This window comes from Halopseudomonas pelagia (assembly GCF_009497895.1).
Taxonomy (GTDB): domain Bacteria; phylum Pseudomonadota; class Gammaproteobacteria; order Pseudomonadales; family Pseudomonadaceae; genus Halopseudomonas; species Halopseudomonas pelagia_A.
Genome location: NZ_CP033116.1, coordinates 2,204,481 through 2,222,247, shown reverse-complemented (window position 1 = coordinate 2,222,247; position 17,767 = coordinate 2,204,481). Strand labels below are relative to the sequence as shown.

Here is a 17,767-nt window from a genome sequence, read left to right as displayed (position 1 = left end):
TTCGTCGGAGTCAATGATGATCTCCTCATCCGCCCAGCCATCCCCTGCGTCTCTCGATCGCTCGACAGAAGAACCCGAGGCTGTTTCAGCAGCGCTGGTCCGTCCGCAGACCAGCACCGCCACCGAGCTACCCGAGATTCTCTGCAAACGTTACAAGATCGAGCGCCTGCTCGGAGTCGGCGGCATGGGCGCGGTGTACCGGGCGAGAGATCTGCTACGCGAGCAATACGGCGATCCCGATCCCTATGTGGCGATCAAGACCTTGAACGAGGAGTTTGCTGAATACCCGGATGCCAATGCGCTGCTGTATACCGAGTTCGCCTTGACCAGCCGTCTGCGTCACAGCAACGTGATCCGCCTCTATGCATTCGATGTCGATCCTCACAGTCAGCGCGCTTTCATCACCATGGAACCCTTGAAGGGCCCAACCCTTGACCAGCTATTGGAAAGCCATCCTGATGGCCTGCCCTGGAATGAATTTCGGGATATCGCGCTGCCGCTTATTGAAGCTCTGGCATGTGCACATGAACGTGGTGTGTTGCACGGCGATCTCAAACCCAGCAATGTCATGCTGGCCAAGGACGGGTTACGTCTGTTCGATTTCGGCCTCGGCCAGCCAGTACAGGGCTTGCTTAACGGCCTACCGAAACTCAGCCGCAAACGCATAGCCGCCTGGACCCCGCGCTACGCCGCGCTGGAGCTGCTCAATGGCGAAGGCCTGACCAGCACCTCCGATATCTACGGGCTGGCTTGCGTGCTGTATGAACTGAGCAGCGGTCTGCATCCCTATAGCCGGCTGACGGCCAAACAGGCAAAAAGCATGGAACAGGATAAAAGTCTGCAGAAGCCTGCCAACCTTCCCGCCCACTGCTGGCCTGCGCTACGTCAGGCGCTGGCGTTTGACAAGGAAGCAAGGCGGGTTGATGCGCGGGGCCTGTTGCAGGCGTTCAGTGCGTCCGCGCCTGGGCTGTTCAAACGTCTGTTGCGACGCTAGAACCGATGTTCACAACCCTGGAAAAGTACGCTTGGGGGTCATGAATTCAATGGCGGGTGATACGCGAGCGTCTCCAGCCGCCATGACTTGAAAAGGCTCCGGTATCTCCAGTCAGGAAAAACCGCGTGGCTCGATAGCCGGCGTTCAAAGATGAAAGATGGTAACTGCGCGCTTTACGGTAAGCCCAGATCCATCCGTGTTTTTTCTGCTCCATTTTGCTTCTTTCCGTCCCTGGCCATGGATAAAGGTGATATTAAAAAGACATCGCATACTACCAAGGATTGCGTCAAAAATATCACCATTTTTTGCATGCCGACAAATAAATGACATTTCTCTGAAACAGCCGTTTTAGAGCGGCCAGAAAAAATTCAGGAAGGCCTGATCAGCCGAGTCATTGCATGACAGTCTGGCCCACCTGCCCGGCTGCAGCTTTCCTGATAAACTGCGCTTTCTGAATCCCGACACTCCAGTTTCAACCATGTGCCGCAGGCGGCCGGTTATATCCGGCCTACCTTGGGCTTGCCCGGGCTCTGATACGCCGTCGCCAGGTCTCTCACCCGAGCCGTATCCGAGTGACTCTTCATGGCACGCTGGAGCCCAGGCACCAAACAGGCAATAGAGATGCATACAGACTCACCATCGACCCCCATCCTCTCCCGCCCCGGCCCGAGCCGGCGCTTCTGCGTTGCGCCTATGATGGACTGGAGTGATAGACATTACCGCTACTTCGCCCGCCTTATCAGCCGCCGCGCTCTGCTCTATACCGAGATGGTCACCACCGGCGCGGTAATTCATGGCGAGCGTTCGCGTTTTCTCGGTTATAACGCAGAGGAGCAGCCGCTGGCGTTGCAACTGGGCGGCAGTAATCCTGCGGAGTTGGCGACTTGCGCTGCGCTGGCTGAAGAAGCCGGCTTTGCTGAGGTGAATCTGAATGTCGGCTGCCCCAGCGATCGGGTGCAGAACAACATGATTGGTGCCTGTCTAATGGCCCATCCGAAGCTGGTCGCCGAGGGCGTACGGGCGATGCACCAGACTTGCAGCGTGCCCGTGACGGTCAAGCATCGCATCGGTATCAACGGCCACGACAGCTATGCGCAGCTCTGCGACTTCGTTGGCCAGGTACAGGAAGCAGGCTGCGAGACATTCATCGTACATGCACGCATTGCTATTCTGGAAGGCTTGTCGCCGAAGGAAAACCGGGATATCCCGCCGCTACGGTATGAGGTGGTGCAGCAGCTCAAGCGCGATTTTCCCCAGCTGGAAATCATCATCAACGGCGGGCTGACAAACCTTGATGTGATGACCGAGCAGTTGAAGACACTGGATGGCGTCATGGTCGGCCGTGAGGCTTATCACAACCCCTACCTTCTCGCAGAAGTCGATCAGCGCTTCTACGGTGACACTCATACTGCTCCTGACAGGCTTGAGGTGATGGCCGCCATGCGTCCATACATTGCCCGGCATATGGCCAACGGCGGAGTCATGAATCATGTTACTCGGCATATGCTCGGGTTATTCCAGGGATTGCCCGGCGCGCGACATTTCAGGCGTCAATTGAGCAGTGCCATACATCAAACCTCGGATCCGCTGGCGCTTTACGATCAGTTGCTGACTGATATGAGCGAACGCCAGCAGGCAGGATTGCTCCGCGCAGCGGGCATAAGGTAAGGTCGGGGTAACTTCTTTAACGGGCTCCCGATCATGACCAGCAAATTAGACAGCCTCAAACAGCACACACTGATTGTCGCCGATACCGGTGACATACAGGCGATTCGCAACCTGCAGCCGGTGGACGCGACTACCAACCCTTCCTTGCTGCTTAAAGCCGCGCAGCAGGAGGAGTATCACCAGCATCTGGACCGTGCCCTTAGCGTATCAGCGTCCAGTTTCAATCCAATTGCCGATGCCTGCGACCACTTCGCAGTAGGTGTCGGCAGTGACATCATCAAGCTGATTCCCGGCCGCATTTCCACCGAAGTAGATGCACGCTTGTCTTTTGATCGCCAGGCGACGCTGGACAAGGCGCATCGACTGATTGAACGTTACGAGGAAGCGGGCGTCACCCGTGATCGGGTACTGATCAAGATCGCTTCCACCTGGGAAGGCATCCAGGCCGCCGCCGAGCTGGAAAAACAGGGCATTCAGTGCAACCTCACCCTACTTTTTTCCTTCGCCCAGGCTCAGGCCTGTGCAGATGCTGGCGTATTTCTGATATCGCCCTTTGTTGGTCGTATCTACGACTGGTACAAGAAGCGTGACGGGCGGGATTTCCAGGGTCAGGAAGACCCCGGCGTGCAATCGGTGGCACGTATCTATCGCTACTACAAACAGCATCAGTACAGCACCGTGGTGATGGGTGCGAGCTTCCGCAACATCGGCCAGATTGAAGCCCTGAGCGGCTGCGACAGGCTGACCATCAGCCCGGCGCTGTTGCAACAGCTGGCCGAGGAAGAAGGCGAATTGAAGCCTTCCGAGGTTCTGACTCAGCCAAGCAGCGACGAGCGTGAAGTGCTGGACGAGGCGGCGTTCCGTTGGGCGCATAATGAAGATGCCATGGCCACAGATAAACTTGCCGAAGGCATACGCGCCTTTGCGGCTGATCAAGTCAAACTGGAAGAACTGCTGTTGTTGCGGGCCAGGTCAGCCGCTTGATTCGAGGGCGCTGACCAGATCGCGGAAGGCGTCGCGGTTGTGCTCATTGAGGTTCATCAGAATACGGTGGGCCTCGAGCACTTTGTCTTTAACCAGATTCTCGGATAATAACTGCCCGGGCAAATCCTCAAGCTCGGCGTCAGTCGGGGTGATCTGACTGACGATATTGAACACCTGATCGAAACCCATGCTCTGCAACAGACGATTCATGTCTTCCTGATTGGAAACCAGCGTCGGTAGGAAGCCCACTTTCTGCTTGGACAAAATCGACAGCTTTGCCAGCAACCCCAGGGAAGTGCTGTCGATGCCATCGGTTTCGGTCAGATCAATAATAATGGCGTTAAAGGTCAGTACGCTGAAGATTTTCTCGATATAAGCGTCCAGCGCCGCGCACAGTGTCAGCCGCACGTCACCCACGAATTTAAGGACAAAGGTGCCCTCCGACTCTGCAAACTGGATCTTGCCAGTGGTCATCATCCTGGGTTCCTGCTTAACATCATCAGTGAAATATCATCCGGCATGACTTTGCCGGGTTGCAGATTAAGCTTGCCCATAAGGGCTTTCAACCTTCCACCGGCCTCTTCGATCAGGCGCGGCAGCTGCTGTTCTTTCTCTCTCAGCGTAGTCCCGCTGAGGCAATCAAGCACGCCATCAGAGCATAAAGTCAGCGAAAAGCGCTGAGGAAGCTCAATCACGTTGTCTTGATAGACCGCGTCCTCAAACAACCCGACCGGCCGGCCCTTGCCTTCCAGATAGCGCGCCTGGCCATCACTGTACAATACAGGTAGCGGCAGATGACCGCCGATACTGTAGGTCAGCGTCTGCTGCGCCTCATCTATGATCCCGCCGAGCATTGTCACGTGCTTGCCGAGCTTGCAACTGATCAGGCTTCGGTTGATATGCCCGAGCACGTCAGATGGCTTGAATGCGATAGGCCCGTTGCCATCCTGCCGCCGCTGCTCATAGAGCAGGCGCGTCGTCATGAACTTGAGCAGCACCGTGGCGAACGCTGAAGAAGCGCCATGCCCGGACACGTCAGCCAGATAGAAAGCCAACTGGGTCTCAGACACGCGGAAATAATCGACGAAATCACCAGACAGATACAGCGAAGGAATAATTCGGTGCTGGAATTCGTACTCGCCACTCTGCCAAGGTGATTGAGGCAGCATATTTAGCTGCACCTGGTGGCCAGCAGCCTGATCGTCCTTCAGCTCCTGCAGGTGGTTCTGCAACTCGCGGTTTGCGGTTTCAAGGCGCTCGCGAATGCGCTGATTCTCGACTCGCAGCCGCGCCTGCTCCAGCGAGCGCTTGACCACATGTTCGAGCACTGCCAGATCCGCCAGAGGTTTAAGCAGATAATCGCTGGCACCGGCATGAAGAGCCTCTACCACAGCGCTCATGTCACCTGCATCAGCGATGACCACCAACGGCGTATCGGGAGAGTTTTCAGCGATCTGACGGATCAGGGCAAGTCCGCTTTGATCTGACATCTGCAGATTGAATAGCACCAGGTCAGGCGCATTCCGGGCGAAAAGCTCCAACCCTGGTCCAGCCTGATTGGCCTGGAGCACATCAAATCCGCCGGTCTGCAAACGCATCGCGATGTCTTGCCGGACGACGTCATCATCGTCAATAACCAGCAAAGTCGTGCCAGTAAGCTGCATAGAGTCCCTACGTCATTGCCCGGCAGCTGAGCAGGCTGCAGGCCACAGGGTGTGTGAGCCGATGTCAGGTAACCTGACGTTTTCAAGGGGCAAACACTACTCCCATCCGCAGGTTCAGGCAACCACCTGCGAAGCCAGGCGGAAAGCTTGTGCGCGCCAGCGCGGGGAATTAGGATGAGCAGGTAGCATAAACCTGCTATGACGCAGGCCTAACGGAGATTCGAGCATGTCATTTCATGATCAGCAATATAACGAAAAGCGCGATTTCATCCGTATGAAGGTACAGACTGCGGCAACGCTGACCGCCAACGGCGAACAGCTATCTGTCGAATGTCAGGATCTGTCCAGCCAGGGCGTGCAAGTGGTGCTGGACAAGGCGCTGCCCGAGGGCACGCAGGTTCAGCTGAGCATCCCCTCTCCCACCGAGCACCTCAAAGGGTTGCAAGCCAGCGGCCAGGTCACCCGTTGCGTCACTGACGCACAGGGACGCTATGCCGTGGGTATTCAATTCGACAGCCTCGATTAAGCCCGAGACTGCAGGTGCATAACGCTGGCAGCACCAGCGCCATGCACTTCCAACTTAAAAGGGATCTTCTACATCGCCATCCTTAACCTTGAACTCGCGGTTTTGCAGGAAAGCGTTGCGGATAAAGTTGTAACGATCGCCTCTGATCATCTTTTCCTGAGCCAGAAGTGATGCACGCGTGTCGATCAGATCAGTGCCCAGTGCGGTATTACGGGTAGGCACGTGATCGATCTGACCGGTATAGCTGTAATTCGCCAACGCTTCCGGCACACGTGCTCCGCCGTCACGTACAGTACTCGGCCCCAGCAGGGGCAGTACCACGTAAGGTCCGCTTGAGACGCCCCAGGCACCCAGTGTCTGGCCGAAGTCTTCATCATTACGCTGCAAGCCCATGCGTGTGGCCACATCAAACACGCCTACCACGCCCACTGTGGTATTCAGCAGGAAGCGCGCCATATCCACGCCAGCGTCGCGAAACTTGCCCTGCAGGGTGTTGTTGACCAGGTTTCTCGGCTCGCCCAGATTACCAAATACGTTGCTGATACCGTCGTCGAGCTGCTGCGGCATAAAACGGTCGTAGGTTTTGGCAATCGGCTTTAGCGTGTAGGTATCCAGCGTGTCATTAAAGCGAAAGATCACGCGATTGACCGGCTCCCACGGGTCGGCATTGGCGCTTTCATCCGCATAGGTATCCTGAGCATTAACCATTGCTGGCGTCAGCAACAAACCGGACAATACCGCCACCAAAAAAGCCTGCTTTCTAACGGGTATCCGCGACATCTGTATTCTCCATAAACAACTATCTATAGGCGTCGGGAAGCATAACCATTCCCATTAGACCGGCAAGTGTAATGCATAAACCACCATTGATCAGTGATTTTCAAATATGAGCGCAGCAGTCAAACCACCACTTTATGTTTCAAACATCCCTGTTCGCTGGGGCGACATGGACACCAACCAGCACGTCAATAACATTCGTTATTATCAATATCTGGAGGAAGCGCGTATCGAATGGCTTGACGGCATCGGCGCGCAACGTCGTCAGGTGGGCCAGGGACTGGTGTTGCTATCGTGCACGCACCATTTTCTCAAACCGGTGGATCATCCATCCACCGTGGTGGTCGAACTCCACGCTGGCGAGGTCGGCCGCACCAGCTTGACGCTCAAACACAAGATGTATGTCCAGGGCGACACGGCACTGGTTGGCCACGGTGAGGTCAAAATGGTGTGGATCGATGTTGCCAGTCAGCGACCCATTCCCGTGCCTGATAAAGTCAGAGTAACCATGGGTTTCGCCCCCTTGGTGGTATAGTGAAAACAGATAATTCAAAAGAGGAAGTGCCCATGCCCGCACGTCAATTGCAGATCCAGCTGGAGAGCTTGCAACGCACGCTCAACGAGACCGATGGCCCGATGTCGGAAGAAGAGCGCGCGTCACTGCAAGCGCTGGCCGACAATATCGAAGCGCGCTTGCGCGCGGTTGAAGCCAATGAGGCGCCCGAAGAGGATCCGACGCTGGTAGATGGCGTAAACCTGATGATTGAGCAATTCTCCGCCCGGCATCCGACCGTTGCAGCGACGCTGCAGAGTGTCGGCAAGGCGCTGTCGGATATGGGTATCTGACATCGTCCAGCGCTACCCGGGCGCGGCGCTTTACTGCCTGGCCAGGCGTAGATTGTCCGGGAAGCTGGCGCTGGTAGATCGATATGGATTAATATCCAGCCCGCCGCGACGCACGTAGCGGGCATACACCGTCAGCTCCGCCCCCCTTCCCAGCAACGCCAATACGTCACAGAAAATCCGCTCCACGCACTGCTCATGAAAGTCCGAATGCTGCCGGAACGACACCAGATACCTCAATACCGAAGCATGGTCCAGGCGCTTGCCGGAATAGCTGAGCATGATGCTGCCCCAGTCCGGCTGGCCGGTGACCGGGCAGTTGGACTTGAGCAGATGACTGTGCAGTGACTCACGGGCCAGTCCACCCGCCTCGGCAAGCTCCAGCAGCGTTGGATCGTATGTGTACTGGCTGACAGCAACTGGCAGGTCGTCAATGCACTCACCCGGCAGCTGACTCATGCCCACATGGTAGAGCTGATTCATACCGAACAGCCGCACCATGACCGGACCTTGCGCCGCCACACTGAGATCCGACTCCAGCGTATGCAAGACTTCTGCGCGGTCGCGGAACACGGTCTGGTTGAACGAGTTCAGGTACAACTTGAAGGATTTCGACTCGACGATGCGCTTGGCCTTGATCGGGAATATGAACTCCGCAGCCGCCACTTCCGGCTTGCCCGACGGGCTCAGCCAGGACAGCTCGTAACAGTTCCAGATATCCGCACCGTGAAACGGCAAATGCTCGGGATCCAGCTCCAGCTGCAGCCATTTCGGCTCGCGAGCTATGGGGAAAAGCAGTGATGGGGTATAGACGCTGACATAGACACTGCTCTTGCCCAGCGGCGACTGTTCAGCAGGGTGCTGGTCCATTGATTGATCTCCATGCAAGCAAGCAATCAAGCATACTCCGCAGCACCCGTGCCGACCAGTAGCTATTAGCTACTGGCGCATGCCAATGCCGCGCAGTAGCAGCCAATAGCTGACGCTATAAAGAAGCCCGACAAACACCACCATCAAGACCAACGCGACACCGATCGGAATGTCCGAGACGCCGAGAATGCCATAGCGGAAGGCGTTGACCATGTGCAGGATCGGATTGATCAGCGACACCTTTTGCCAGAACTCCGGCAGCATGCTGATCGAATAGAACACCCCGCCCAGGTAGGTCAGTGGCGTCAGCACAAAGGTCGGGATAATCGAAATATCGTCAAAGGTCTTGGCAAACACCGCGTTGATAAAACCGCCCAGCGCAAAGACCAGCGAGGTGAGAAATACCACCACTATCGTCAACCCCAGATGCTGCACTTGCAGCCGGGTAAAGAACAACGACATCAGCGTGACGATCAGCCCCACCGCCAAACCGCGCGCCACACCGCCAAAGGTATAGCCGAGCAGGATCACATGCGGCGACACCGGCGCGACCATCAGCTCCTCGATAGAGCGCTGGAACTTGGTGCTGAAGAAGCTCGACACCACATTGGAATAGCTGTTGGTAATGACCGACATCATGATCAGACCAGGCACGATGTAGTCGATATAGGCATACCCGTCCATCTCGCCGATCCGGCTGCCAATCAGGTTCCCGAAGATGACGAAATACAAGGCCATGGTGATGCCTGGTGGCAACAAGGTCTGAGGCCAGATACGAGTGAAACGGCGTATCTCCTTGAGAACGATGGTCGTGAATGCAATCCAGCTACTACGCCAGTAAGTCATGATCAGGCAGCCCCTTTTTCAGCGTTTTCATCGACCAACATCAGAAACAGCTCTTCCAGCCGGTTACTGCGGTTGCGCATACTCTGTACCTGTACACCTTGCTCGCTGAGCACGGCGAACAAGGCGTTGAGTCCCTGGTGCTTGTCCACCTGCACCGCCAGCGTATGCGGGTCCACCAGATTGCAGGCGTAGCCAGGCAAGCTCGGCGCCTGATCAAAACTTGCTGCACAATCGAGCAGGAAGGTTTCAGTGTGCAGCTCCATGAGCAATTTGCGCATGCTGGTGTTATGGATGATCTGGCCCTGATCAATGATCGCGATGTTCTTGCACAGTTGCTCGGCTTCTTCCAGATAATGCGTGGTCAGCACGATGGTGATGCCCTGCGCGTTGATTTCCTGCAGGAACTGCCACATTGACCGGCGAATCTCGATATCAACGCCGGCGGTAGGCTCATCGAGAATCAGCAGCTTGGGCTCATGAATCAGCGCGCGGGCGATCATCAAGCGGCGTTTCATCCCGCCGGAAAGCATGCGCGATGGTTCGTTGCGTTTGTCCCACAAGCCCAGCCGCTTCAGATACCGCTCAGCCCGCACCTTGGCATCGGCCAATGCGATACCGTAATAGCCAGCCTGGTTGACCAGAATATCCATGGTCTTTTCGAACTGGCTAAAATTGAACTCCTGCGGCACCACGCCGATACAGCGCTTGGCGGCCAGCAGATCGGTATCCAGGTCATGCCCGAACACACTGACCTTCCCGGTGGATTTGTTCACCAGTGATGAGAGAATGCCGATGGTGGTGGACTTACCGGCGCCATTGGGGCCCAGCAGCGCAAAGAAGTCGCCCTGCTGCACCTCGAGATTGATGCCCTTGAGCGCCTGAAAACCGTTGGCATAGGTCTTCTCGAGGTCGCGAATACTGATAGCTGCTGTCATGCATGCCTTCCAGCGAATAGAAATGAGCTCACTTATATGGGGCCTTTGCGAACAATATCAACCCCCGTCAAAGGCACCGGCGCTGCGCCCAGCTACAAATCTGCTACAAATGTGACCCTCTGGTCAGTTGTGCGCCAGCCGCCTGCAGCCCTATGCTTCCGGCACACAAAAACAACTCAGCATGACCTTTTCGGAGACGCCAATGGCCTTGAAGCCAGACTCACCCGTCGATATGGAAGACTACGCCGCCCGTATCACTCCCCGTTATCGCCGCTATGCGTTATTTCTGTTGGTACTCGCCTATACCTCAAGCCATGTCGACCGCAATATCGTTGGCATTCTGATCGAACCACTGAAGGCCGACCTGCTGCTCTCGGATACTCAGTTAGGCTTTCTATCCGGCATCGCCTTTGCGCTGTTCTATGCCACCTTGGGCATCCCTATCGCAGTGTGGGCTGACCGCTCCAACCGCCGTAACATCATTGCCTGGTCCATCGGTATCTGGAGCCTTATGACGGCGGTCTGCGGTCTGGCGCAGAACTTCTGGCAGTTGGCGGCAGCCCGGGTCGGTGTGGGTATTGGTGAGGCCGGTTCAAGTCCGCCTTCGCACTCCATGTTGTCTGACCTGTATCCGAAGGAACAGCGTTCCAGTGCCATGTCCATCTACGCTCTCGGCGTCTATTTCGGCATCATGCTGGGCTTTATGATTGGCGGCTTCGTCGCTGAGTGGTGGGGCTGGCGCGCAGCCTTCTTCGTAGTGGGCTTGCCTGGTCTGGCCATCGCCTTGCTGGTGCGTTTCACCATGATCGAGCCACCCCGTGGCTTTGCCGACGGCGGCGCCAAGCCATCTGCATTGCAAAAGGTCAACGTTAAAGCCGGCTTCGCCGTGCTCTGGCGTGTACGCACCACACGGCACGTGGTTATTGGCGTGACACTGACGGCGCTGGTGGGCTACGGCAGCATCGTCTGGGGTCCTGCATTCCTGATTCGCAGCCATGGGCTGACGCCCGGCCAGGTGGGTCTGTTCCTGGGCCCGGTCATGGGTATTGTCGGCGGTCTGGGTGCGTACATCGGCGGCATACTCGCCGACCGCCTTGCTGCCAAGGACCAGGCCTGGAACGCCTGGATCGTCGGCCTGGCCAAGGTACTGGCCATCCCCTTCATCGTGTCTTTCTACATGATCGACAGCACCTTCTGGGCACTGGTGGTGTATATGCCGGCGGCCTTCCTGGGCGCGTTCTATCTTGGGCCCAGTTTCGCCATGATCCAGAGCCTTACGCCGCTGCGCAGTCGCGCATTGGCCTCGGCCATCATGCTCTTCGTGCTCAATCTGGTTGGCCTGGGTTTTGGACCGCAACTGATCGGTATCGCCAGCGACGTGATGCGCCAGTGGTTTGATAACGACAGCCTGCGCTACGCGCTGCTTGGCGCTGCGTTCGTCAATCTGTGGGCGGCCTATCACTATTACCTTGCAGGCAAAACGATCTCCTCTGACACCGGCAATCTAGTGGATCCGGGCTAGTCAATCCTCCCGGCGGCGCCTCCCGGAGCCGCCGTTTTTACCGCCTCGCCGGGCACTAATTTCACCTCCTGATTGTCCATTCTGTTACATCCTGCGGTTACCCTCGAGTGCTCAAGGGTCTATGCTAGGAACTGTGCTGTGAATTGGATCAATGGAAAAAGGAGTGCTGAATGATCACCCTACTCTGGCTTATCGGCCTGGTGCTAGGCATCGCATTATTGGCTTATCTGCGCGTGGGGCTACTCAATGCCTGCCTCGCTATAGGCGCTTATCTGCTGGCAATGACCCTGCTGGCGCCAGTGCATTGGTTTATCGACCTGCTGCTCTGGGCAGTCTTCCTCTGCGTTGCCATCCCCCTGAATCTGCCTGATGTACGCCGGAACAGCATCAGTAAACCAATGTTCTCCTGGTTCAAGAAAGTCCTCCCGCCCATTTCCGATACCGAACAGGAAGCGCTGGACGCCGGCACTGTCTGGTGGGATGGCGAGCTGTTCAGTGGCCGTCCCGACTGGAATCGGTTGCACAGCTTTCCCAAGCCGACGCTAACTGAGGAAGAGCGTGCCTTTATGGATGGGCCGGTGGAAGAACTCTGCCGCATGACCGACGAATGGGAGCTTACCACTGAGCTGCAGGACCTGTCTGAAGACAGCTGGAGCTACATCCGCAGCAACGGCTTTTTCGGTCTTATCATTCCCAAGGAATACGGCGGAAAGGGCTTTTCAGCCTATGCGCACTCGCAAATCGCGATGAAACTGGCCAGTCGCAGTGGTGACCTTGGGTCGACCGTCATGGTGCCCAACTCCCTGGGGCCGGCTGAACTGCTGATGCATTACGGTACCGAAGAGCAGAAAAATCATTACCTGCCCCGCCTTGCCAACGGCACGGACATTCCCTGTTTTGCCCTGACGTCTCCCGAAGCTGGCTCCGACGCTGGGGCCATGCCGGACAAGGGCATCGTCTGCAAGGGCCAGTGGCAGGGTCAGGAAGTCATTGGTCTCAAGGTCACCTGGGAGAAGCGTTACATCACCCTGGGCCCGGTCGCGACTATCCTGGGACTGGCCTTCAAGGTATTTGATCCGGACCACCTGCTCGGTGACGAGGAAGAGCGCGGCATTACCCTGGCGTTGATTCCTACCGAAACTGAAGGGGTCGAGATTGGCCGCAGACATTTCCCGCTGAACGCCGCCTTCATGAACGGCCCCAACTCCGGCAAGGACGTGTTCATTCCGATGGACTACCTGATCGGCGGCCAGGACATGATCGGCCAGGGCTGGGTAATGCTGATGAACTGCCTGTCGGTCGGCCGCTCCATCTCCCTGCCCGCCGGCAGCACCGGCGCGGCAAAAATGGCCAGCATGACCACCGGCGCCTACGCACGCATTCGCAAGCAGTTCAATCTGCCGATTGGCGAGTTTGAGGGTATTCAGGAAGCCCTGGCCCGCATCGGTGGCAACACCTATGTAATGAACGCCGCCCGCACCATGACTGCAGGCGCCGTGGACCTGGGTGAAAAGCCCTCGGTGCTCTCCGGCGTGGTCAAGTATCACCTGACCGAACGCATGCGTACCTGCATCAATGATGCAATGGATGTTCACGGCGGCAAGGGTATTTGCATGGGGCCGAAGAACTATCTCGGCCGCGGATATCAGTCGATTCCGATTTCCATCACCGTGGAAGGGGCAAACATCCTTACCCGCAGCATGATGATCTTCGGCCAGGGCGCAATTCGTTGCCACCCTTATGTATTGCAGGAAATGCAGGCCACCCAGGACCCGGATGAAAACTCCGCACTTGAGCGTTTCGATCAGTTGTTGTTCGAGCACATTGGTTTTGCGCTCGGCAACGCCTCGGGCAGCCTGCTGTTGGGTCTGACCAATGGTCGCTTCGTGAAGAACCCGGGCAACGCCGAAACCAGTGCCTATTACGGCCAGCTGTCACGCCTGGCCGCCGCCTTCGCCACCCTGACCGATGTCACCATGTTGATGCTCGGTGGCGAACTCAAGCGCCGCGAGCGGATCTCGGCACGCCTGGGCGACGTACTCAGCAACCTGTATATGGCCAGCGCCACCCTGAAGCACTATCAGGACCAGGGTTGCCCGGAAGAGGACCTGCCTTTTGTTCAGTGGGGCGTTGAGGACTTGCTCGCGCAGACTGAGCAGGCCATGCACGAAGTGCTGCTGAACTTCCCCAACCGCGCCGTGGGCATTCTGCTGCGTCCGATCATCTTCCCGCTCGGCCGTCACCTGTCGCCGCCCAGCGATCTGATTGGTGCAGAGATCGCCCGCCGCCTGATGACGCCCGGTGCAGCGCGTGATCGGCTGCTGGATGGCTGCTACCGTAGCAACGACCCAGAAGATGTCACCGGCCTGCTCAACAGCACACTGGAGAAGGTGATCCTCGCCGATCCGTTGGAGCTGCGTCTGGGCAAAGCCATTCATTCCGGCGAGTTGGAACACGACAGCGAGGCTGACATGCTGGAAGTGGCGGCGGAAGCTGGTGTTATCAGCCCGGAAGAAGCCGAGCAGATTCGCTCGGCACGACTGGCGCGCGCCGCCGTGATTGCCGTAGACGATTTCTCCAAGGAAGAGATGTCGCCGAAGGCAACCAAGCCGGCGAAGAAACCCAAAGCCTCAACTACGCCTGCGTAGCCTTGGCAACAGCAGTAACAGGCCGGCGCATCGCCGGCCTTTTTTTTGCTAGACTGCCGCACCTCGCAACAGGAGCTATCCCATGAATCCAGAACTGCCCTACCACCGCTACCACATGGCGCTGCTGAAAAGCCTGTTTGACACCCTGCGCGCACAATCCGTGCTGATGGAGCAGGTGCCGGAAGAGAGCAACCTGCTATTTCTCGAGCGCTTTGACGAACTGATCACTCAGCTGGAAGCAGGCGACCACGACAGTCTGCATGCCGGCCAGGACATCATGTGTCAGATCATCAGCCGCTATCCACAGATCGCGCACATGATCCCGCGGGATCTGCTCTGGTATTTTGGCGGCGATTGTCTGCACTTCATGCCGGACGAAGAAATTGCCCAGTACCAGCTGATCGACGAGCACCGTGCCGCTGCTGAAGAACGCGGCGAGGAGTTCAATTGGGAACAGGCTCGGCAATTGATTCAGAGCCCCTGAAGCCAAACCTCCGTGGCGACCCCGCCGCGGAGAGGTTAGCTTTGTAACAGGCACAAAAAAACCGCCACAGGGCGGTTTCTTTGTTACATATGGAGCGGGAAACGAGACTCGAACTCGCGACCCCGACCTTGGCAAGGTCGTGCTCTACCAACTGAGCTATTCCCGCAAATCAGACGCCGAAGTGGCGTCCCCTAGGGGACTCGAACCCCTGTTACCGCCGTGAAAGGGCGGTGTCCTAGGCCACTAGACGAAGGGGACACAGTTCCGGACTTCACAGTGCCGAGCGTTAACCCGACTACTTGCTGCTGCTTGGCTGTTGCCTTGTTCGCTGCAAGTGGCGCGCATTTTATGCATGCACCGGAGTAGCGTCAAGCCCCAAGTCGATCTTTTTTCAGGTATTTCCATCAAACCGTTCTGACATAGCGCCAATCGCAGGGTCAAGCGTCCGCCAGGCGGTAACGGCAGTTTGCGATCAAACCTTCCTTAACCTTCCCGATTGTGGCATAAAGTTCAGGAAAAGCTCCCGGCAAAAAAGAGAGATATCCCGTGTCACCTCTACTCATCGGCATTCTGGTCGCAGGCGGCGTTCTGATCCTGCTAAGCATTGGCTATATAAACCACAGTCTAGAGCGGGCCAAGCTTGAGCGCGCACGGCAAACTGCCGAGCTGAATGCCAGGCTCAAGGTGTGTCAGAACACCAGCAGCCAACTACCGGGCCAGTTCATGAGCCCGGAACTGAAGAAGCTGCTGCTCAGCTATGAAGCCCATTTACTGACAAAGCTGCTACGCGTAGACCGCAAGAATCAACGGGCCCAGCAGCAACTGGACGCCACCCGGACTCTATTGGCGCAAACCGATATCCCGGTTGATAACGCCCCCTTGAAAATCGACAACCCGGTAACAGCCAAGGAAGTACGCTCGCAATTGGAAAACGTGCGTCAGCTTCTTACCCAGGCGCATCTGGAGGGCCTGCTCGACAAAGCCACTCTGGCCCAATGGTCGAATCAAATTCGCCAGCAGTTGATTGCAATCGCGTTGGACATGTTTCAGGTCGTCGCTGAACAGGCCATGCGCGATAAAAAGCCCCGCGTTGCCAAACTGCAATACGAGCGCGCAGTCACTTATCTGAACAACCTCAACAGCCCGGCCCATGCCCAAGAGCTGGAGCGCTACAAGCAGCTGATGAAGATGGCTGAAATAGCCACTGTACGCGCCGAGCAGGCAAACTCTGATGAGAACAATGAGTTGAGCGCAGGTCTGCAGGAGCTGGAGCAGAGCGATGACTCCTGGAAGAAAAAAGCCGTTTACGACGACTGATTTCTGATCAACAGCCTAACTCACCCCCCTCTCCTGCCCCCACGGATTCCCGCATGGCCCTGACCCTGTACGGCGCAATACTCTCGCCTTTTGTACGCAAGATCCGCATCCAACTCGGTGAGCAGGGTATAGCCCACGAGCATGTGGCGGTGCCACCCATGCAGCAGCCGGACTGGTATTACGCGATCAGCCCCTTGGGGCGCATCCCGGCAATACAGGATGGTGACCTTGCGTTAGCGGACTCGGCGGTGATCGCCCAATATCTGCACGAAACTTACCCTGGCTCTACCCTTTATGGACATAACCCTGCAGAAGCAGCCAGGGTACGCTGGCTGGAGAAATACGCCGATTACGAATTGGCCGCCTTTGCTACCTTCACCGTGTTTAGCCAACGCTTTCTGGAGCCGCTCAAGGGCGGTCAAACCGACGAACAGGCGGTCGAGCGGGCGCTGCAAACCCAGTTGCCGCCGTTGTTTGACTACCTGGAAAGGGAACTGGGAGATCAACGCTACTTTCTGGGCGAGGTTTTCAGCATTGCCGACATTGCAGTCGTCAGCCAACTGATCAACCTGGCCCACGTCGGCGCGTTGATCGATGAAGAGCGCTGGCCCGGGCTCGCTTCATTACTCAGCCGAGTGACCGGGCGCAGCAGCGTCAGCGGCTTATTGCCCGCCGAACATCAATTGATCGCTAAATACGCTGACCGGCGTCACGCGCCAGCCTGATTCTCTTCCAACAGGCGCCGGCCCACCCAGGCACGGGCAAACTGACTGGCGCAGCGGCCGTTGCGGTTGCCCCGCGACAACGCCCAGCGCAGTGCTTCCAGCTGCAGCTCGTCGTCCCAGGCCCATTCGAGCTGATACTGCGCTGCGACTTCCGTCAGCCAGTGCTGCACTACTGCGAGATAATGCTCCTGACTAAAGGGATAGAAAGAGACCCACAGGCCGAAGCGATCAGACAGGGCGATCTTTTCTTCTATCGCCTCACCCGGGTGCAGCTCGCCATCGACCATTTTCGCCGCCTGATTATCGCTGCGCTGCTCCGGCAACAAGTGCCGGCGGTTCGAAGTTGCATATAACAACAGGTTGTCCGGTGCGGTTTCCACGCTGCCATCAAGCACGGTTTTCAGGGTTTTATAGGCGCTGTCATCCGCCTCGAATGCCAGATCGTCGCAGAACAGCAGAAAGCGCCAGGGCAGATCGCGTATTTGCTCGACCAATGCGGGCAGATGCAGCAAATCCGTCTTGTCGATCTCGATCAAACGCAGCCCCTGATCGGCATATTCCGCCAGCAACGCGCGCACCAGCGACGACTTGCCCGTGCCTCGAGCACCCCAGAGCAACGCATTGTTGGCCGGCATGCCTTGCACAAACTGCCGGGTATTGGCCTGCAACAAACCTTTTTGCCGATCAACACCAATCACGTCACGCAGATGCGCTTCGCTGCCCTTCACCAACGGCCGCAGCCAGCCGCCGGCGCCTTCAGCCATCCAGCGGGCGGCATGGACCTGCTGCCAATCGATAGCGGCCGGCACATACGGCCCCGCGCGTTCGAAACGGTCGATAACCGAGAGCACGCGCTGCATGAATTGCTGCGCCGAGATTTCTGACATACTGTTCTCCAAATACTCAAAGAATGCCACGCGACTAGACTGACGACCATGGCCAAGCACCATGTCAGACCAGCCAG

18 protein-coding genes and 2 tRNA genes are annotated in these 17,767 nt (G+C 57.2%); 11 read left to right on the top strand and 9 right to left on the bottom strand.

What is annotated here, in order from left to right; genetic code table 11:
* Window positions 1–16: 16 nt before the first annotated feature.
* From EAO82_RS10520 to tal, 3 genes are all read left to right on the top strand, one after another.
* Window positions 17–994 (top strand): serine/threonine-protein kinase, encoded by a 978-nt coding sequence (locus EAO82_RS10520; protein ID WP_096347249.1) that lies wholly within the window; start codon window positions 17–19, stop codon window positions 992–994.
* Window positions 995–1,615: 621 nt separating this feature from the next.
* On the top strand, window positions 1,616–2,662 hold the full coding sequence (gene dusA, locus EAO82_RS10515) for a tRNA dihydrouridine(20/20a) synthase DusA (protein WP_096347248.1): 1,047 nt from the start codon (window positions 1,616–1,618) through the stop codon (window positions 2,660–2,662).
* Window positions 2,663–2,695: 33 nt separating this feature from the next.
* The gene (tal, locus tag EAO82_RS10510; RefSeq protein WP_096347247.1) at window positions 2,696–3,646 is read left to right on the top strand and encodes a transaldolase; all 951 of its coding nucleotides are present in this window, start codon (window positions 2,696–2,698) and stop codon (window positions 3,644–3,646) included.
* Here the strand turns inward: tal and rssC are convergent.
* Together rssC and EAO82_RS10500 are read right to left on the bottom strand one after the other, a co-directional pair.
* A complete protein-coding gene (gene rssC / locus EAO82_RS10505) occupies window positions 3,635–4,120 on the bottom strand; it encodes an anti-sigma factor antagonist RssC (RefSeq protein WP_096347278.1) in 486 nt (161 codons plus the stop codon). The two genes, tal and rssC, sit on opposite strands and share 12 nt — an antisense overlap.
* Window positions 4,120–5,310 (bottom strand): PP2C family protein-serine/threonine phosphatase, encoded by a 1,191-nt coding sequence (locus tag EAO82_RS10500; RefSeq protein ID WP_096347246.1) that lies wholly within the window; start codon window positions 5,308–5,310, stop codon window positions 4,120–4,122. Before EAO82_RS10500 ends, rssC begins: the two co-directional genes overlap by 1 nt.
* Before the next feature lie 226 nt (window positions 5,311–5,536).
* Between EAO82_RS10500 and EAO82_RS10495 the strand changes: the two genes are divergently transcribed.
* On the top strand, window positions 5,537–5,836 hold the full coding sequence (locus EAO82_RS10495) for a PilZ domain-containing protein (protein ID WP_096347245.1): 300 nt from the start codon (window positions 5,537–5,539) through the stop codon (window positions 5,834–5,836).
* Window positions 5,837–5,890: 54 nt separating this feature from the next.
* Here the strand turns inward: EAO82_RS10495 and EAO82_RS10490 are convergent, their stop codons facing one another.
* Window positions 5,891–6,616, bottom strand: a complete 726-nt coding sequence (locus tag EAO82_RS10490) for a VacJ family lipoprotein (protein ID WP_410402942.1) — start codon at window positions 6,614–6,616, stop codon at window positions 5,891–5,893.
* A gap of 106 nt (window positions 6,617–6,722) precedes the next feature.
* Here EAO82_RS10490 and EAO82_RS10485 point away from each other — a divergent pair, with 106 nt between their 5' ends.
* Both EAO82_RS10485 and EAO82_RS10480 read left to right on the top strand, forming a co-directional pair.
* Window positions 6,723–7,148 carry an acyl-CoA thioesterase gene (locus EAO82_RS10485; protein ID WP_096347244.1) on the top strand — a complete coding sequence of 142 codons (426 nt, stop codon included), beginning with the start codon at window positions 6,723–6,725 and terminating at the stop codon, window positions 7,146–7,148.
* Window positions 7,149–7,180: 32 nt separating this feature from the next.
* Window positions 7,181–7,459 (top strand): DUF4404 family protein, encoded by a 279-nt coding sequence (locus tag EAO82_RS10480; RefSeq protein WP_096347243.1) that lies wholly within the window; start codon window positions 7,181–7,183, stop codon window positions 7,457–7,459.
* Window positions 7,460–7,489: 30 nt separating this feature from the next.
* Here the strand turns inward: EAO82_RS10480 and queF are convergent, their stop codons facing one another.
* From queF to EAO82_RS10465, 3 genes are all read right to left on the bottom strand, one after another.
* On the bottom strand, window positions 7,490–8,326 hold the full coding sequence (queF, locus tag EAO82_RS10475) for an NADPH-dependent 7-cyano-7-deazaguanine reductase QueF (RefSeq protein ID WP_096347242.1): 837 nt from the start codon (window positions 8,324–8,326) through the stop codon (window positions 7,490–7,492).
* Between the two features lie 69 nt (window positions 8,327–8,395).
* On the bottom strand, window positions 8,396–9,172 hold the full coding sequence (locus EAO82_RS10470) for an ABC transporter permease (RefSeq protein ID WP_096347241.1): 777 nt from the start codon (window positions 9,170–9,172) through the stop codon (window positions 8,396–8,398).
* A gap of 2 nt (window positions 9,173–9,174) precedes the next feature.
* The gene (locus tag EAO82_RS10465; RefSeq protein ID WP_096347240.1) at window positions 9,175–10,107 is read right to left on the bottom strand and encodes an ABC transporter ATP-binding protein; all 933 of its coding nucleotides are present in this window, start codon (window positions 10,105–10,107) and stop codon (window positions 9,175–9,177) included.
* 202 nt (window positions 10,108–10,309) lie between these two features.
* Here EAO82_RS10465 and EAO82_RS10460 point away from each other — a divergent pair, with 202 nt between their 5' ends.
* From EAO82_RS10460 to EAO82_RS10450, 3 genes are all read left to right on the top strand, one after another.
* The gene (locus EAO82_RS10460; protein ID WP_218838641.1) at window positions 10,310–11,629 is read left to right on the top strand and encodes a spinster family MFS transporter; all 1,320 of its coding nucleotides are present in this window, start codon (window positions 10,310–10,312) and stop codon (window positions 11,627–11,629) included.
* A gap of 173 nt (window positions 11,630–11,802) precedes the next feature.
* Window positions 11,803–14,277: an acyl-CoA dehydrogenase gene (locus EAO82_RS10455; protein ID WP_096347275.1), complete on the top strand. Its 2,475-nt coding sequence runs from the start codon at window positions 11,803–11,805 to the stop codon at window positions 14,275–14,277.
* 82 nt (window positions 14,278–14,359) lie between these two features.
* Entirely contained in the window at window positions 14,360–14,761 is a 402-nt protein-coding gene (locus EAO82_RS10450) for a PA2817 family protein (protein WP_096347239.1), read from the top strand.
* Between the two features lie 90 nt (window positions 14,762–14,851).
* Here the strand turns inward: EAO82_RS10450 and EAO82_RS10445 are convergent.
* Together EAO82_RS10445 and EAO82_RS10440 are read right to left on the bottom strand one after the other, a co-directional pair.
* Window positions 14,852–14,927: transfer RNA gene (locus EAO82_RS10445), tRNA-Gly, on the bottom strand.
* 16 nt (window positions 14,928–14,943) lie between these two features.
* A tRNA-Glu gene (locus tag EAO82_RS10440) sits at window positions 14,944–15,019 on the bottom strand.
* Window positions 15,020–15,307: 288 nt separating this feature from the next.
* Here EAO82_RS10440 and EAO82_RS10435 point away from each other — a divergent pair.
* A complete protein-coding gene (locus EAO82_RS10435; protein WP_096347238.1) occupies window positions 15,308–16,078 on the top strand; it encodes a hypothetical protein in 771 nt (256 codons plus the stop codon).
* Window positions 16,079–16,131: 53 nt separating this feature from the next.
* Complete coding sequence (locus tag EAO82_RS10430) at window positions 16,132–16,803, top strand: glutathione S-transferase family protein (RefSeq protein ID WP_096347237.1); 672 nt, start codon at window positions 16,132–16,134, stop codon at window positions 16,801–16,803.
* Here the strand turns inward: EAO82_RS10430 and EAO82_RS10425 are convergent.
* Window positions 16,788–17,690 carry an ATP-binding protein gene (locus EAO82_RS10425; protein ID WP_410402941.1) on the bottom strand — a complete coding sequence of 301 codons (903 nt, stop codon included), beginning with the start codon at window positions 17,688–17,690 and terminating at the stop codon, window positions 16,788–16,790. The two genes, EAO82_RS10430 and EAO82_RS10425, sit on opposite strands and share 16 nt — an antisense overlap.
* Window positions 17,691–17,767: the final 77 nt, after the last annotated feature.

Coding starts and splice junctions, on each gene's coding strand:
- EAO82_RS10460 (WP_218838641.1), top strand. CDS start 10,310: ATGGCCTTGAAGCCAGACTCACCCGTCGATATGGAAGACTACGCCGCC.
- tal (WP_096347247.1), top strand. CDS start 2,696: ATGACCAGCAAATTAGACAGCCTCAAACAGCACACACTGATTGTCGCC.
- EAO82_RS10485 (WP_096347244.1), top strand. CDS start 6,723: ATGAGCGCAGCAGTCAAACCACCACTTTATGTTTCAAACATCCCTGTT.
- queF (WP_096347242.1), bottom strand. CDS start 8,326: ATGGACCAGCACCCTGCTGAACAGTCGCCGCTGGGCAAGAGCAGTGTC.
- EAO82_RS10495 (WP_096347245.1), top strand. CDS start 5,537: ATGTCATTTCATGATCAGCAATATAACGAAAAGCGCGATTTCATCCGT.
- rssC (WP_096347278.1), bottom strand. CDS start 4,120: ATGACCACTGGCAAGATCCAGTTTGCAGAGTCGGAGGGCACCTTTGTC.
- EAO82_RS10500 (WP_096347246.1), bottom strand. CDS start 5,310: ATGCAGCTTACTGGCACGACTTTGCTGGTTATTGACGATGATGACGTC.
- EAO82_RS10490 (WP_410402942.1), bottom strand. CDS start 6,616: ATGTCGCGGATACCCGTTAGAAAGCAGGCTTTTTTGGTGGCGGTATTG.
- dusA (WP_096347248.1), top strand. CDS start 1,616: ATGCATACAGACTCACCATCGACCCCCATCCTCTCCCGCCCCGGCCCG.
- EAO82_RS10430 (WP_096347237.1), top strand. CDS start 16,132: ATGGCCCTGACCCTGTACGGCGCAATACTCTCGCCTTTTGTACGCAAG.
- EAO82_RS10425 (WP_410402941.1), bottom strand. CDS start 17,690: ATGTCAGAAATCTCGGCGCAGCAATTCATGCAGCGCGTGCTCTCGGTT.
- EAO82_RS10470 (WP_096347241.1), bottom strand. CDS start 9,172: ATGACTTACTGGCGTAGTAGCTGGATTGCATTCACGACCATCGTTCTC.
- EAO82_RS10465 (WP_096347240.1), bottom strand. CDS start 10,107: ATGACAGCAGCTATCAGTATTCGCGACCTCGAGAAGACCTATGCCAAC.
- EAO82_RS10480 (WP_096347243.1), top strand. CDS start 7,181: ATGCCCGCACGTCAATTGCAGATCCAGCTGGAGAGCTTGCAACGCACG.
- EAO82_RS10450 (WP_096347239.1), top strand. CDS start 14,360: ATGAATCCAGAACTGCCCTACCACCGCTACCACATGGCGCTGCTGAAA.
- EAO82_RS10520 (WP_096347249.1), top strand. CDS start 17: ATGATCTCCTCATCCGCCCAGCCATCCCCTGCGTCTCTCGATCGCTCG.